Below are 14,779 nucleotides of genomic sequence, written 5' to 3' on the forward strand. Positions count from 1 at the left end.
TATTTCCCACTTTTGCCTTGCACATCACTTTTCCGCATGGTAAAATTTTCCCAGTTAGCAGGTGGGCGCTTAACTGTCCTGAAGGCAGGTGCTTGAAGATGATCGGACTAAGTCGACGCGAGCGTCAGATCATGGATGTTTGCTTCATGCTCGGCCATGCGACCGCTGCAGAGATTCGAGACAACCTGCCGGAGCCAGTGAGCGAAGATTCGGTCCGTAAGCTGATCCGGATTCTCGAGCACAAGGGGCATCTTAGCCACAAGCGCGTGGGGCGAAGTCACGTCTACCGGCCTCGCATCAGTGCGGAAGACGCGGAAAGACAGGCGATGCGCCATGTCCTGAAGACATTCTTCCGAGACTCCGCAAGCAAGGCAGTTTCGACCCTGCTTGACGTAGCCGACTCGGACCTGAATCCCCAGGAGATCGACGAGATTCAGGCACGAATCGAGGAAGCTCGCAGGAGAGGGCGGTAGCCATGGACGGGAGCTTGCTTCAATACATCCTGGGACTTGTTGTGGGGAGTACCGGCCTGCTCCTGATGCTCGCCGCGACGCCTGCAGTGATGCGGCGGGCATCAGCTGCGCAGCGGCACCAGGTCCTCCTCGGGGGCTTTCTCGTCCTTGCGGTTCTCCCCGCGGCGTCCTTCTGCCTGCCTAGTCTTGAGGTGCGGTTGCCTGATTTCAGGAAGGAAGTCGAAGCGCCGTCACGGCCCGAAGCTAGTGTACCGGCAGAGCCGCAGGTGGATCTGCCCAGGCTATCAAGCTCGGATGCTCACCGCCCCGTGCCGACGGCGGCTATCAAGGCACATCGGCGATTCCTATCGCCGTCAATCATCACCTGGTTGGCGTTTGGTACCTGGCTGCTGGGACTCGTGGTCGTTCTTGCTGTCCAGTTGGTCCGGTGGCTGGGGATCGGCGTGGTGGCGGCGATGGCAACGGTCTGGGAAGACGAGACACCGGAGGACCAGAACGCGGAGCCGCTGTCTGCTCGAGCTCTGGCAGTTGAGTTGTCTGCAGAGCTGGGGTTTCGCAGACCGATAGTCCTTCTGCGGAGCGAATTGGCGGGTGTGGCGATGGCCTGGGGATTAAGGCATCCCTGCGTGATCCTTCCAACGGAATCCACCACATGGCCATCTGCCAAGCTCGAAGCGATTCTTCGGCATGAGCTCTGGCACATCCGCCGCCTGGACAACTGGGTGCACTTCCTGGCGATCTGGAGTTGTGCCCTCTACTGGTTCAATCCACTCGTATGGATCGCATTTCGGCAGCTCCTCTTCGAGCGCGAAGTGGCCTGTGATGACCATGTGCTGAACTCCGGAGTCAAGTCCTCAACATACGCTGACTGCCTAATGGAGGTAGCAATGAAGCTGGGAACACCGAGTCACAAAAGCATCATGCCCGTGGGGATGGCGCATGCGTCTAACCTGAAGGCGCGGCTCCTGAGGACGCTCGCCGAAGGACAGAACCGCCGACCAAGTTCGAAGCTCTTCGCGGCATCCTGCTTTCTTGCGCTCCTAGTCCTGACGGCCCCGCTATCTACGATCCGGATTCTGGGTGGTGTGGATCCAGTCATCGCTGCACGAGCAGCTGTGGGTGATAGGTTGAATGGCACACCGGACCTCGTCTTCAATGGTGGTGGCTCGCATGTCGTAGTTCCTGACAGCGATGAGTTTGACTTCGCAGGAGACTTCACAATCGAAGCCCGCGTGAAGGTCGCAAATCTCAGTCAGCAGGGTCAGAACCGTCTCCTGATCTCCAAGCACCTATCCCACGCTCAGGGTGGTGAGTGGTCAATGACCATACTCGGACCGCCCAACCCCGTGGGTGAGGTTCGCTTTTCAGTGTGGGACGGCACGAACGGCTATGTAGCGTCGAGTTCACCAGGTGCAATTGGGGCGGATTCGGAGCACTGCGAAGGTTGGCAGGTGATCGCGTTCTCCTACGACCGCGATACTGCCTCTTGGTGGATGTTCGTCGACGGCCAAGTGGTTGGGAGCGGAACAGGTGTACTCAATATCGGACAGACGGATCGCGAGTTGTGGATTGGCTGGGAGATCGGGGAGCCGAGCCACAACTTCAATGGGTGGATTCGGGCGGTGAGAATCTCAGATTCCGCGCGATACACCTCCGCCTACAATGCCGCCAGTCCCTGGACGAGTGACGCGCACACGGTCGCCCACTGGGACTTTCGGGAGGGCGCGGGATCCGTCCTGCATGATGTCAGCGGCAATGGTCACGATGGGGCGATCTACGGTGCGGAGTGGGATACCTGCCTTGGGAACATCATAGAAGTCGAGCCCGGCACCCCACTCCAGCCAGTAATCGATGCCGCTCCTGACGGGGCCGAGATTGTGCTCTTGGCGGGAGAGCACGAAGGGCCCGCTGTCTTCGCGGGGCGGACTCTCAGCCTACGGGGCGTTGGGGTTGAGCAAACGGCGTTGAATGCACGCGATGAAGTCGACGACTATGCCATTCTGGTGACGGATGGCGGACACGTTCAGCTGTCTGACTTGACGCTTGGCAACTGCTGGAACAGCGCGCCAGGCGAGTATTACTACCCGGCCGCCCTCACAGTCGACGAAGGGATTGCCGATGTCCAACACTGTCTTCTTCAGAACAACCTCAACGCAATCGCTGCATGGCGTGATGGCTCGTTGGTGAACGTGTCGGAGTCGACGTTCTTGACCGATGTTGCGGTGGCAGCGATTACGCGTGAAGCGACAGCCGGCACAACCGTCGCACTCACGAAGTGCACGGTGAAGGGTGAGCGGACTGACGCGGACCACGGCTTGATCAAAATGTGGGGAGGTGCGTTCGAGGTTAACCAGTGCATCCTTGATATGCCACTAGGTCGCGCGGTCGAGTGGCACTCGGGCATCTTGACCGGGAGCTGCAACATCGTCCATGCGGCCATTCAGACCAATGGTCCGGACTTCCCCGGAGATCCCTTGAACGTCGATCCGCTGTTCTGCTCGCTCGAAGGCTGGGCGTACCTGGTGATGCCGCAGTCCCCTGCGATCCCCGGAAACAACGACTGTGGCGTGGCTATCGGCTCTGGGGGGTCCTGCGCAACCGGAGTCGAATCGACCAGTTGGAGCAGAGTGAAGTCGCTCTACTAGCCTGTACGTGTGCCGGCTGGACTCAGCCGTCAGCGATCCCGCTCGTCCAGCGTGTAGAGGAACCAGCGCTTGCCGCCGCGGACGTCGCGGCGGCGGCGCTGGAAGTAGAGCACCGCCGTCGCGCCGCAGACGGTCCGCACGCGAAACCAGTGCCGCCGCAGGTAGCGCTCGGCTTCGAAGCTGGTCGGAGTGAGGTCCTTCCAGCGCTCCAGTTCCTCGGCCACCTCGAAGTCCCGGCCGCGCCAGCGCCAGCGCGTCGGCAGCGACGGCTCGCCGCCAGCCATGGCCTCCGGCGTGAAGGTGCCCGCGTCGGGCGTGATGGCCTCGCTGACGAATCGCTCGGCCATGGCCCTATTTCAGCAGCGTCAGCTTGCGGCTCGCTGTTCCCTCGGGGAAAGCCAGACGCGCCAGGTAGACGCCGCTGGGCAGGCTGCGGCCCGTGGCGTCGCGGCCGTCCCAGCGCACGCTCTGCTCTCCCGCGGGACGCTGCACGTTGGCCAGCAAGATGATGAGTCGCCGCCCGGCGAGATCGTGGATCGTCAGCGTCACGGCGGCCGGCCGGGCGAGGCTGAAGACGATCGCGGTCGCGGGGTTGAACGGGTTGGGCCGGTTGGGCAGCAGCGCGGCCGCCGGGGCGGGGGCGTCGCCCACCGCGGTCGGGGCTTCGCAGCCCAGGCCGTGCGCGCCCATCAGCAGACCGCAGTCGTTGTTCTCGGGCAGGCAGGGGGAGTCCTCGGCGAGGCCGACATTGGGAAGATCGTAGGCATAGAGGTCGCAGAAGAGCGGGTTCCCGGAGATGTTCCCGTTCACGCCGGTCTGGTCGTCCAGATCGCCGCCGTAGTTGCCGCTCGAATAGCCGTAGATGTTCGAGCAGGACACCGTGATCGTGGTCGGATGATTGAGATCGGGGTAGCTGTGCAGGCCGGTGCCCTCGCCGAGCGCGACGACGCACTGCTCCAGCAGCGCCGAAGAGCCGTAGCAGCCCCAGAGGCCGCCCCCCTCGTAGGCGTCGTTGGCGGCGAGCGTGCAGCGGCGGAGCGTCGGGGACGCGTTGCCGTTCAGCATCACCGCGCCTCCCCAGAACTGGGCGTCGTTGAAGACGAAGGTGCAGTCCTCGATCAGCGGGTCGCAGTTCGAGAGGGCGAGCCCTCCGCCGTCGAGGGCGGCGTTCCACTCGAAGGCGCAGTCGCGCAGGGTCAGCGTGCCGCCGTCGGCTCGAAGCGCGCCGCCGCTGCCCTCCGCCTGGCAGATGGTGAAGAGCACGTTCTCGAGCAGCGCGTCGCAGTTGTCGAGCGCGATGCCACCGCCAACGGTGTCCGAGACGCCGCCCCAGATCCAGCAGTCGCGGATCTCCACGCTGCTGTCCGCGAAGTCCATGGCCCCGCCGGGCTGCGCACCCGAGTGGGCATCGACGACGAACATGTTCTCCACACGGGTGCCGGGGGCGAGCCCCGATCCCGACAGGAAGCGCCCCTGACCCTGGGCGAAGATCGTGACGCAGCCGACGCCGGAGCCCGGGGCGCCGAGGGTGACCCCCGAGGGCATCACGAGATCGTGCTCGTAGTACTCGCCGCAGGCGACTTCGACGCTGTCGCCCGGCAGCGCGGCGGCGAGTCCGGCGGCGATGGTGGGTTGGTCGGCGGGAACGTGAATCGTGGCGGCGGCGGCGCTGATCGGCAACGCCAGGATCAGGCAGAGCGCGGGCAGAGCGCGCATGGGATCCTCCCCGAGGCTGGCCGGCGCCGGGGGGCTGGGCAGGCAAGGGCGTCGGCGTGCGCTGCGAGTATAGCCTGCTTGCGGCAGGCTGTCGAACTCCCGCTCAGCCGCCGAGGAAATAGTTGCGCCCGTCGTCCATGATGCGGCGGAAGGTCTCGCGATCGCCCGCGGCCACGGCGCCGAGGATCTCGTCGAGCGCGGCATGCAGCTGTCCCGCCAGCGCCGGCGTGGTGGCGTTGAGCTGCTGGATCTCAAAATAGAGATCGGGGTTCTCGCGGAGGACGTCCCGCGCCGTGGCATTCTGCTTGCCGAAGGTGGTGGAGGCCACCTCGCCGAGCCGGCGGTAGTCCAGCCCGCTGGCGCCGAGTACGCGACCGTAGAGGATGTTCACCAGGTGCGCGAGACCGAGCACGTAGCCCATGTGGCGGTCGTGCTCGTCGAGAGGGACGTCCACGAGCTGCGCGCCCACGCCCACGAAGAGCTGCTTCGCCTCGGCCAGCGCGCCGGGGGCGCCACAGTCGCAGAACAGCACGTTGCGGCCGATGAGATGCGCCACGTCCGGCCCGAACATGGGGTGGAGACTCGCCACGCGCAGGCCGCGGGTGGCCGCGTTGCGAAGCGGCTCCACCAGCGGCGACTTGAGCGACGCGATGTCCAGCACCAGTCCCGTGTGAAGGGCGGGGTCGAGCTGCTCGAGAAGGCCGGGAATGCTGCTGATCGGCGTGGCGAGGACGAGCAGCCCGGCGCCCGCCGCCTCGTCGAGGGAGGCGATGGCCTCGAGATCGTCGTCGGCGGGGCCGGACGCCGGGTCGAGCACGCGCACCCGGTGACCGCCGGCGCGCAGGTAGGCGCAGAGCCAGCGGCCCATCTTGCCGCGACCGCCCACCACCACGGCCTCGCCCTGCTCGCCGCCGGCGGGGCGATCCACCAGGCCCGACTGCAGCTTGACCGCGTGGTCGATGAGCAGGCCGGCCAGGGCGTCGCCCAGCTCGGGGTCCACCCCGCGGGCCGCGCAGCCCGCGCGCAGGCGCTCGAGCACCTGCGCCTCCACGGGAAAGTTGCGCACGGGCAGGCCGCGGGCGCTCTTGATGCGGCCGAGCTCGGCGGCGGCGTCGAGGCGGCGGGCCACGGCGGCGAGGACCTCCTCGTCGCAGCGGGCGATCTCGGCGCGCAGGGCGTCCAGGCGGGGGTCCGTCATCTCGTGGTCATCCCCAGAGGAAGCGAGGCACCGAGGAGAACGAGCGCTTCGGCGACGAGCATGGCCAGCAGGACGCTGGCCAGCGTACCCAGCAAGAAGTACTCGGCGAACTCGGAGTCCTCTTCGAATCGCTTGTGCCGCGCCAGCGCTTTGGCGGCCATGAGGAAGGCCATGGCCGCGTAGTTGCTCCTGGCGAGCACGATGAGAAGTATCCAGCGCTCGACGACCCCGATGGCCTCGCCCCTGCCGCTGTGCGCGGCGAGTTCTCCGTAGGGTTTGCCCAGAGCCTCCAGGCCCCAGCGGAGGAGACGCGTACTTGGATCGGCGAGGAGCAGGGCGGCGACGGCCCAGGTCCAGCCCCGGGACGCGGCCGGCTCGGGCACATCCAGCAGGGCGCACAGCAGCGCGCCCGCCGCAGCGAGAGCGCCCAGTGCGACGAGGTGCCAGGCGGTCTCGCGGCGCACGCAGGCCCAGATCGTGATCGTGGTGGCCGCAGCGATGAGGGCCACGATCAGCGTGGGATAGTCCTGGCCCCGCGCGACCCAGCTCAGAGCCAGTGCCGTCGCGACGAGAACGCAAAGCCCTATCCACATCCCGCGCCGGCCCAGACGGCCCAGGTTGACGCCGAGCAGCACGGCCGTCAGCAGTGGCCAGGCGCTCACGCCTCGCTCCTGTCACCACGGTTCACGTTGCCCAGCTCCCGCTCGAGGATCTCCCAGGCCTCGCTGAACAGCGCATAGCCCGCAGCCTTCTGCCGCAGACTCACCGCGCTGCGGCTGATCCCGAGCTCCGACGCCACCTGTTTCCAGTTCAGTCCCGTCTCGAAGAGGAGGATGGCTTCGCACTGGGCCGACGACCAGCGTTCGCGCTGCCGAAGTGCGAAAGACGCGAGGGTGCTCCAGAGGCGCGCCTCGCCGCCCGGCGTTCTGAGCTGGCAGAGCAAGTCGCGCTTGCGCGTGTCCTCCAGCGCTGCCCGTGCGTTGTGGAAGCAGGGGCCGTCCATGCCGAGCGCGTCGGGCCGCATGGCCGTGCTGAGAGTGCCAAGCCCCAGGCCGAAGCGCACGGCGACCGGGCGGGACAGCTCCACGAGATCGCGCATCAGGGTCAGGAGCGCGCTGTAGCCAGCCGCCTCGTTTGCGAATAGCCCCTGGAACTCGTCGCCGATGGTGATGAGTGGCCGGGCGGCGATGCCCGGTGATCCGGCTGTCCGGAGGGCGCTGAAGCGTTTCTGCATCCGGTCCTGCAGACCGAAGCGCGCGTCGTCCCCCAGCCGTCGGGAGCCCACGAGGTCGCCGATGACCGCGATGTACAGCGTTGGCTTCATGTCGCCAGTTTAGCTTTGAACATTGATTCTGTCAAGTTGATATTTAGAGCAAAACTATGCGTTGTCGAGGTGCGGGCAGGGATCGCACTGCCACGTAAATGGTTTTATAGCTGCGTGTTTTGTCAGAGTCTCGCCGATGGGCCATTGTCAAGGTTTCAGGCTCGACTCGTGGGAATCAATGTCTAGAGCATGACTAGCGGGACACACGCGGCGCGTCGGATGTCGTCGCCTCTGGCCAACGTGCAGCAGGGATGCTATCGCTGGGCTGGATGGGAGAGAGCGCGAGGAGAGTACCGTGAGTGCAAGCGATGCAGCCGTGGACGTCGCCCTGGTGGGCGCCGGGCCCATCGGCCTGGAGATGGCCGTGGCGCTGAAGCGCGCGGGCGTGGACTACGTGCACCTGGAGGCCGGCCAGATCGGCCAGACCATCGCCGGCTTTCCCCGCGAGATGCACTTCTACAGCTCCAACGACCGCATCGCCATCGCTGGCCTGCCCCTGGTCACCACCGACGAGTCCAAGGCCACCCGCGAGCAGTACCTTGGCTACCTGCGTCAGGTGGCGCGGCGGGAGGCGCTGGCGATCCGCAGCTACGAGCCCGTGACCGGCATCGCGCGCGAGGGGGAGCACTACCTGCTGCGCAGCCATTCGCTGGCGGGTCCGCGCGAGACGCCGGCGCGCCGCGTGATCCTGGCCCTCGGCGGCACCCACCGCCCGCGGCGGCTGGGCATCCCGGGCGAGGATCTGCTGCACGTGAGCCACCAGTTCGTGGAGCCGCACCCCTACTTCGGACAGCGGCTGCTGGTGGTGGGCGGACGCAACTCGGCGGTGGAGGCGGCGCTGCGCTGCTGGCACGCCGGCGCGCAGGTCGCGCTGAGCTACCGGCGGGCGGCCTTCGACCGCAAGGCCGTGAAGTACTGGCTGCTGCCCGAGCTGGAGGGGCGCATCGCACGCGGCGAGATCGAGGGTCACCTGGCGACCCAGCCGGTGGCCATCGAGCCGGGGCGGGCGCTCCTGCGCCGCGCCGACGGCGAGACCTACGCCGTGGCGGCGGACTTCGTCCTCCTGCTCACCGGCTACGAGGCGGACACGTCGCTCTACCGACAGCTCGGGCTCGCGCTCGAGGGCGAGGAGCAGGCCCCGGTGCTCGACCCCGACACGATGGAGAGCAGCCTGCCGGGCGTCTACGTCATCGGGACGGCCACGGCCGGCACGCAGCAGCGCTTCCAGATCTTCCTCGAAAACTGTCACGTGCACGTGGACCGCGTGCTCGCGGCGCTAACGGGGCGGCCCGCGCCCGATGCGCCCGCGCCGCTGGAGCGGCCGGAGAGCTGATCAGCGACTCCAGGCCGTCAGCCCCAGCTGGACGCTCGCGCCTGGGTAGAACGGAAAGCCGAAGCGGTCGTCGAGAATCGCCTCCGCCAGCTCGACTCGTAGCATCAAGCCGATCGGCCCCGACAGGGCGGTCTCCGCCGCAAGGCCGACGCTGCCCAGCAGGTGGCCATCGCCGAAGTCCAGCTCACCCGTGCAGTCGCAGCCGGCGTTGGCCAGGCCGACGCCAAGATCCGCGCGCAGCGCCCGGCCGTCCCCAGCCCAGAGCGCGCGCCGGACCCGGAGCGCGACGAACCAGCGGGCCATGCGGGTCGTGCTGCCGTCGAACTGTGGAGAGTCGGGCGGATAGTCGATACGGGCGTCGACCCGATCGATGCCGGCCGCAACGCCAAAGAAGGCGCGCCGCTCGGCGAGCCTCTCGGGTCCGGGCCAGAGCTCGAGCTGAAAGCCCTGGGCAGTGGACGCCGTGTAGGTCGCCTGGGTGCCGAAGGGCCGCGCGGAGCGGTCGAAGCCCCGCGAACGCGCGACCAGGAAGCCTGCCTGCGCGGCCGCGGCCGGCCCGGCGCCGGCGAGCAGGGCCAGCAGGAGGAGCAGCCTTGCGGCTTGCGTGCGCATCTCCCTCCCTCCGTCGCGTTTCGAGGGCATGGTGACGGCTTTCCGCGCCCGGATCAAGCCGCCCGCGTCCGCTTGCATCCTCGCCCTGCGGCGGGCATACTCGCGCCGCCAGCGCCAGTTACCGCCAGCGTGGGGGAGAGACGTCCATGGATCAGCTCGGCAGTCGGGTCGACACGCACGACGCCACCTTCAAGTCCAACCGCGAGCACATGGAAGGCGTGGTCGCGGAGCTGCGCGCGCGCCTCGAGCGGGTGAAGCAGGGCGGCGGCGAGAAGGCCGTGGCCCGGCACGAGAGCCGCGGCAAGCTCTTCGTCCGCCGGCGCATCGAGACGCTCCTCGACCCCGACACGCCCTTTCTCGAGTTCAGCGCGCTGGCCGCGGGCGGCCTCTACGGGGACGCGGCGCCGGGGGCGGGGATCGTCACCGGCATCGGACGCGTGCAGGGCCGCGAGTGCGTGATCGTGGCCAACGACGCCACGGTGAAGGGCGGGACCTACTTTCCCGTCACCGTGAAGAAGCACCTGCGCGCCCAGGAGATCGCCGGCGAGAACCGCCTGCCCTGCATCTACCTGGTGGACTCGGGCGGCGCCTTCCTGCCCATGCAGGACGAGGTCTTCCCCGACCGCGAGCACTTCGGCCGCATCTTCTACAACCAGGCGCGGCTGTCGGCGCAGGGCGTGGCCCAGATCGCCGTGGTCATGGGCTCCTGCACCGCGGGCGGCGCCTACGTGCCGGCCATGAGCGACGAGACGGTGATCGTCAAGGAGCAGGGGACGATCTTCCTCGGCGGCCCGCCGCTGGTGAAGGCGGCCACGGGCGAGGAGGTGACCGCCGAGGAGCTGGGCGGCGCGGACGTCCACTGCCGCGAGTCGGGCGTCACCGACCACTACGCCGTGAACGACGAGGACGCCCTCGCGATCACGCGCAACATCGTCGCGCACCTTGGCCGCCCGCATCGCCACGCGCTGCAGACGCTGCCGGTCGAGGAGCCCGCCTTCGATCCCGGTGAGATCTACGGCATCGTGCAGCAGGACGTGCGCAAGCCCTACGACGTGCGCGAGATCATCGCGCGCCTGGTGGACGGCAGCCGCTTCCACGAGTTCAAGGCGCTCTATGGTACGACGGTGATCACCGGCTTCGCGCACCTCTGGGGCTACCCCGTGGGGATCGTCGCCAACAACGGCGTGCTCTTCTCTGAGAGCGCGCTCAAGGCGACGCACTTCATCGAGCTCTGCAGCCAGCGCGGCGTGCCGCTCGTCTTCCTGCAGAACATCACCGGCTTCATGGTCGGGCGGCAGTACGAGGCCGGCGGCATCGCCAAGGACGGCGCCAAGATGGTGGCCGCGGTCTCCAACGCCGCCGTGCCCAAGTTCACGGTGATCATCGGCGGCTCCTACGGCGCCGGCAACTACGGCATGTGCGGCCGCGCCTACGGCCCGCGGCAGCTGTGGATGTGGCCCAACGCCCGCATCTCGGTGATGGGCGGCGAGCAGGCGGCGAACGTGCTGCTCACGGTGAAGCAGGACCAGCTCGCGGCCCACGGCGAGCCGCAGCTCGACGCGAAGGCCGCGGAGGCCTTCAAGGCGCCCATCCTCGAGAAGTACGACACCGAGGGCAGCGCCTACTACAGCACGGCGCGGCTCTGGGACGACGGCGTCATCGACCCCGTGGACACGCGCATGGTGCTGGGGCTGGGCATCGCGGCGGCGCTCAACGCACCCTTCCCGCAGCGCGAGCACGGCGTCTTCAGGATGTAGGGGGAGCCATGGCCGACGTGATCCTGCAGCGCGTGGAAGCGGGGGTGGCCACCGTCACCCTGAACCGCCCCGAGCTGCACAACGCCTTCGACGACCGCATGATGGCCGCTCTCACCGCGAGCTTCCGCGCCCTGGCGGACGACCGCCGCGTGCGCGTCATCGTGCTGGCGGCGGCGGGCCGGAGCTTTTCGGCCGGCGCCGACATGCACTGGATGAAGCGCATGGCCGGCTACTCCTACGAGGAGAACCTCGCCGACGCGGGCCTGGCCGCCGACATGTTCGAGGCCATCGCCGGCGCGCCCCAGCCCGTGATCGCGCGCGTGCAGGGCGCGGCCTTCGGCGGGGGCGTGGGGCTGGTCGCCGCCTGCGACCTGGCCCTCGCGGTGGAGCGCGCGAGCTTCTGCCTCAGCGAGGTGAAGCTCGGCATCGTGCCGTCGATGATCAGCCCCTACCTGGTGGCGCGCATGGGCGCGGGGCCGAGCCGACGCTACGCGCTCACCGCCGAGCGCTTCGATGCGCCGACGGCGCGGCGTCTCGGTCTGATCGCCGAGATCTACCCCGTCGAGCCTGCCATGGACGCGGCCATCGCGGACCTCACCGCGCAGCTGAAGCGCAACAGTCCGGGTGCGCTGGCCGCCTGCAAGGCCCTGTGGAACGCGGTGGCGGGCGATCCGCGCGCGCACCGCGAGGAGACGCTGCGGCGCATCGCCGAGATTCGCGTGAGCCCCGAAGGTCAGGAGGGACTCGCGGCCTTCCTGACCAAGCGCACGCCGAACTGGATCGAGGACTGATGTTCAAGAAGGTGCTCATCGCCAACCGTGGCGAGATCGCGGTTCGCGTCTCCCAGACGCTGCAGGAGATGGGGATCCGCTCGCTGGCGGTGTACTCGGACGCGGACCGCAAGGCGCTGCACGTGATGCGTGCCGACGAGGCCGTCCACCTGCCGGGCGCGGCGCCGGGCGAGACCTATCTCGACCAGGCGCTGCTGGTGCGCATCGCGGCCGAACACGGGGCCGACGCGGTGCACCCGGGCTACGGCTTCCTCTCCGAGAACGCGCGCTTCGCCAAGGCCTGCGCCGAGGCGGGCGTCACGTTCATCGGGCCGCAGCCGGACGTGATCGAGGCCATGGGCGACAAGATCGTCGCCAAGCGCACGCTGGAGGGCAGCGGCGTGCCGACGATCCCGTCCTGGTCGGGCGACACCGCGAACCCCGAGGCGCTCGCCAAGGCCGCCGGCGAAATCGGCTACCCGGTGCTGCTCAAGGCCGCGGCGGGCGGCGGCGGCAAGGGCATGCGCATCGTGCGCGAGCCGGGCGAGCTGCAGGCCGCCATGGAGGCCGCCGCGCGCGAGGCGCAGAAGGCCTTCGGGGACGCGCGGGTCTTCGTGGAGAAGTACATCGAGCGGCCACGGCACGTGGAGTTCCAGATCTTCGGCGACGGCAAGGGGAACTGCGTGCATCTCTTCGAGCGCGAGTGCTCGATCCAGCGGCGCTATCAGAAGATCGTCGAGGAGACGCCCTCGCCCGCCCTGGACGCCGCCCTGCGCGCCCGCATGGGCGAGGCCGCCGTGGCCGCCGCCCGCGCGCTGAACTACCGCGGCGCGGGCACGGTGGAGTTCATCCTCGCGCCCGACGGGCAGTTCTACTTCCTCGAAGTCAACACGCGCCTGCAGGTGGAACACCCCGTCACCGAGCTGGTGGTGGGCCAGGACCTGGTGCGCGCGCAGGTGGAGGTGGCCGCCGGCGGCGCGCTGCCCTTCCGCCAGGAGGATCTGGCGCAGCGCGGCCACGCCATGGAGTGCCGCGTCTACGCGGAGGACCCCGCGCGCGGCTTCCTGCCCTCCACCGGCCAGCTCGCGCAGTTTTCGCCGCCCTGGGGCGCGCACGTGCGCGTGGACGCGGGCGTGCGCCGCGGCTCCGAGGTCAGCATGCACTACGACCCGATGCTCGCCAAGCTGGTGGTCTGGGGCACCGACCGCGAAGAGGCCCGCCGCCGCATGGCCTGGGCGCTGCGGCGCTTCGTGGTGCTCGGCGTGAGCACCAACATCGAGTTCCTCGCCGCGGTGGTGGATCACCCCGCCTTTGCGGCCGGCGACTTGCACACGCACTTCCTCGACGAGCATCCCCTCACGCCCACGCCCGAGACCGCCGTGGACGACCCCGTGGCCATCGCGGCGGCCCTCGCCACCGCCGGGGCGAACGGCGCGGGCGAAGGCGGCGTTCCGACCGCGGAGCGCGACGACAGCCCCTGGCAGCAGGGCCGGCACTGGAGGAACGTCTGATGCCCACGCTGCGCCTCAGACCCGTCGCCGGCGGGGACGTTGTGACCGTCACCCTCGATCGCGCGGATCGCCGGCCCGACGCCAGCCATCTCGCCGCGGTGGACGGCCGCGCGCAGGCCGTGGAGCTCGAGCTGCTCGCCACGGGCGCGGGCTACCTGCGCCTGGGCACCGCGGTGCATCCCTTCTTCTGCCACCGCGAAGGCGGGCGCGTGCAGGTGTGGCTGGACGGTCGCGTCCACGTGCTGGAGAAGGTCGACGACGGCCCCCGCCGCGCCAGCGCCGAAGCCGGCGCCGCGCGCAGCGGTTCCCTCACCGCGCCGATGCCGGGCGCCGTGCTCAAGATCCTGGCCACGCCCGGCGCGAGCTTCGCGGCCCACGAGCCGCTGGTGATCATGGAGTCGATGAAGATGGAGCTCACGCTCTCGGCGCCCCACGCCGGCCGCGTGCGCAAGGTGAACTGCGAAGCGGGTGAGCTGGTGGAGCTGGGGGCGGTGCTGGTGGAGCTGGAGGACGAGGACGATGCAGCTTCCTAGTCGCGTTCGCATCGTGGAGGTCGGCCCGCGCGACGGCCTGCAGAACGAGGGCCGCATCGTCTCCACGGCGGACAAGGTCGCCTTCATTCGCGCGCTCGGCGAAGCGGGGCTGCGCGACATCGAGGCGAGCAGCTTCGTCCACCCCCAGGTGATCCCGCAGCTCGCCGACGCCGGCGAGGTCTTCGCCGAACTGCCGTCGGCCGGTCCCGTGACCTACTCCGCGCTCGTCCCCAACCAGCGCGGGCTGGAGCGCGCGCTGGCGGCGGGGGTGAAGCGCATCGCCGTCTTCACGGCGGCCAGCGAGACCTTCACGCGGCACAACATCCGCATGAGCATCGACGAGAGCCTGGCCGTCTTCGCGCCGGTGGTGGAGCGCGCGCTGGCCACGGGGCTCACGGTGCGCGGCTACCTGTCCACCTGCTTCGTCTGTCCCTACGAGGGCGAGGTCGCCAAGGAGGCCGTGCGGCCGCTGGCCGAGCGGCTACTCGCCATGGGCTGCGACGAGATCGCGATCAGCGACACCATCGGCGCGGCGGGCCCACGCGACGTCGCCGCCACCACCGCCTACCTGCTCGAGACCATCCCCGCCGCCCGGCTTGCCCTGCACTTCCATGACACCTACGGCACCGCGCTGGCCAACGTGCTCGCCGGGCTGGAGCTGGGCATCAGCACCTTCGACGCCTCCACCGCCGGCCTCGGCGGCTGTCCCTACGCGCCCGGTGCGGCGGGCAACCTGGCCACCGAGGATCTCGTCTACATGCTCGAGCGCAGCGGTGTGGAGACCGGCGTCGACCTTGAGGCGCTGGTCGCGGCCGGGGCGGCGATGGCGGAAAGCCTCGGCCGGCGCCCCGGCAGCCGCCAGTGGGGGCGTCTGCATGGGTAACACCCGCGTGTGGGCCCCATGAGG

12 protein-coding genes and 1 pseudogene are annotated in these 14,779 nt (G+C 68.9%); 7 read left to right on the top strand and 6 right to left on the bottom strand.

Annotated features, from left to right (window positions below):
• Window positions 1-92 precede the first annotated feature (92 nt).
• The gene (locus H6693_07155) at window positions 93-473 is read left to right on the top strand and encodes a BlaI/MecI/CopY family transcriptional regulator (protein ID MCB9515957.1); all 381 of its coding nucleotides are present in this window, start codon (window positions 93-95) and stop codon (window positions 471-473) included.
• Between the two features lie 2 nt (window positions 474-475).
• Entirely contained in the window at window positions 476-3,118 is a 2,643-nt protein-coding gene (locus H6693_07160; protein ID MCB9515958.1) for a hypothetical protein, read from the top strand.
• Between the two features lie 29 nt (window positions 3,119-3,147).
• On the opposite strand, the gene H6693_07165 is transcribed toward H6693_07160, so the two are convergent.
• From H6693_07165 to H6693_07185, 5 genes are all read right to left on the bottom strand, one after another.
• On the bottom strand, window positions 3,148-3,465 hold the full coding sequence (locus H6693_07165) for a hypothetical protein (protein ID MCB9515959.1): 318 nt from the start codon (window positions 3,463-3,465) through the stop codon (window positions 3,148-3,150).
• Window positions 3,466-3,469: 4 nt separating this feature from the next.
• Complete coding sequence (locus tag H6693_07170) at window positions 3,470-4,834, bottom strand: T9SS type A sorting domain-containing protein (GenBank protein MCB9515960.1); 1,365 nt, start codon at window positions 4,832-4,834, stop codon at window positions 3,470-3,472.
• Between the two features lie 103 nt (window positions 4,835-4,937).
• Window positions 4,938-6,032, bottom strand: a complete 1,095-nt coding sequence (locus H6693_07175) for a bifunctional chorismate mutase/prephenate dehydrogenase (GenBank protein MCB9515961.1) — start codon at window positions 6,030-6,032, stop codon at window positions 4,938-4,940.
• A complete protein-coding gene (locus H6693_07180) occupies window positions 6,029-6,694 on the bottom strand; it encodes a hypothetical protein (protein MCB9515962.1) in 666 nt (221 codons plus the stop codon). Before H6693_07180 ends, H6693_07175 begins: the two co-directional genes overlap by 4 nt.
• Entirely contained in the window at window positions 6,691-7,356 is a 666-nt protein-coding gene (locus H6693_07185) for a hypothetical protein (GenBank protein MCB9515963.1), read from the bottom strand. Before H6693_07185 ends, H6693_07180 begins: the two co-directional genes overlap by 4 nt.
• Before the next feature lie 295 nt (window positions 7,357-7,651).
• Between H6693_07185 and H6693_07190 the strand changes: the two genes are divergently transcribed.
• Window positions 7,652-8,689 carry an NAD(P)-binding domain-containing protein gene (locus H6693_07190; protein ID MCB9515964.1) on the top strand — a complete coding sequence of 346 codons (1,038 nt, stop codon included), beginning with the start codon at window positions 7,652-7,654 and terminating at the stop codon, window positions 8,687-8,689.
• On the opposite strand, the gene H6693_07195 is transcribed toward H6693_07190, so the two are convergent.
• The gene (locus H6693_07195; protein MCB9515965.1) at window positions 8,690-9,301 is read right to left on the bottom strand and encodes a hypothetical protein; all 612 of its coding nucleotides are present in this window, start codon (window positions 9,299-9,301) and stop codon (window positions 8,690-8,692) included. It abuts the gene before it with no gap.
• Window positions 9,302-9,447: 146 nt separating this feature from the next.
• On the opposite strand from H6693_07195, the gene H6693_07200 reads away from it, so the two are divergent.
• From H6693_07200 to H6693_07215, 4 genes and pseudogenes are all read left to right on the top strand, one after another.
• Window positions 9,448-11,058 carry a methylcrotonoyl-CoA carboxylase gene (locus H6693_07200; protein ID MCB9515966.1) on the top strand — a complete coding sequence of 537 codons (1,611 nt, stop codon included), beginning with the start codon at window positions 9,448-9,450 and terminating at the stop codon, window positions 11,056-11,058.
• An 8-nt stretch (window positions 11,059-11,066) separates the two neighbouring features.
• Entirely contained in the window at window positions 11,067-11,849 is a 783-nt protein-coding gene (locus tag H6693_07205) for an enoyl-CoA hydratase/isomerase family protein (GenBank protein MCB9515967.1), read from the top strand.
• Window positions 11,849-13,872, top strand: a pseudogene (locus tag H6693_07210) (ATP-grasp domain-containing protein). The gene H6693_07205 and the pseudogene H6693_07210 overlap by 1 nt, the downstream one beginning before the upstream one ends.
• Entirely contained in the window at window positions 13,859-14,755 is an 897-nt protein-coding gene (locus H6693_07215) for a hydroxymethylglutaryl-CoA lyase (protein ID MCB9515968.1), read from the top strand. The pseudogene H6693_07210 and the gene H6693_07215 overlap by 14 nt, the downstream one beginning before the upstream one ends.
• The last annotated feature ends 24 nt before the right edge of the window (window positions 14,756-14,779 follow it).

It is taken from the genome of Candidatus Latescibacterota bacterium (assembly GCA_020633725.1).
Classification (GTDB): Bacteria; Krumholzibacteriota; Krumholzibacteriia; order JACNKJ01; family JACNKJ01; genus VGXI01.

What these genes read in the sequence shown, in the direction of transcription:
- H6693_07175 (MCB9515961.1), bottom strand. Translation starts at nt 6,032, where the DNA reads ATGACGGACCCCCGCCTGGACGCCCTGCGCGCCGAGATCGCCCGCTGC.
- H6693_07195 (MCB9515965.1), bottom strand. Translation starts at nt 9,301, where the DNA reads ATGCGCACGCAAGCCGCAAGGCTGCTCCTCCTGCTGGCCCTGCTCGCC.
- H6693_07160 (MCB9515958.1), top strand. Translation starts at nt 476, where the DNA reads ATGGACGGGAGCTTGCTTCAATACATCCTGGGACTTGTTGTGGGGAGT.
- H6693_07165 (MCB9515959.1), bottom strand. Translation starts at nt 3,465, where the DNA reads ATGGCCGAGCGATTCGTCAGCGAGGCCATCACGCCCGACGCGGGCACC.
- H6693_07185 (MCB9515963.1), bottom strand. Translation starts at nt 7,356, where the DNA reads ATGAAGCCAACGCTGTACATCGCGGTCATCGGCGACCTCGTGGGCTCC.
- H6693_07215 (MCB9515968.1), top strand. Translation starts at nt 13,859, where the DNA reads ATGCAGCTTCCTAGTCGCGTTCGCATCGTGGAGGTCGGCCCGCGCGAC.
- H6693_07170 (MCB9515960.1), bottom strand. Translation starts at nt 4,834, where the DNA reads ATGCGCGCTCTGCCCGCGCTCTGCCTGATCCTGGCGTTGCCGATCAGC.
- H6693_07200 (MCB9515966.1), top strand. Translation starts at nt 9,448, where the DNA reads ATGGATCAGCTCGGCAGTCGGGTCGACACGCACGACGCCACCTTCAAG.
- H6693_07205 (MCB9515967.1), top strand. Translation starts at nt 11,067, where the DNA reads ATGGCCGACGTGATCCTGCAGCGCGTGGAAGCGGGGGTGGCCACCGTC.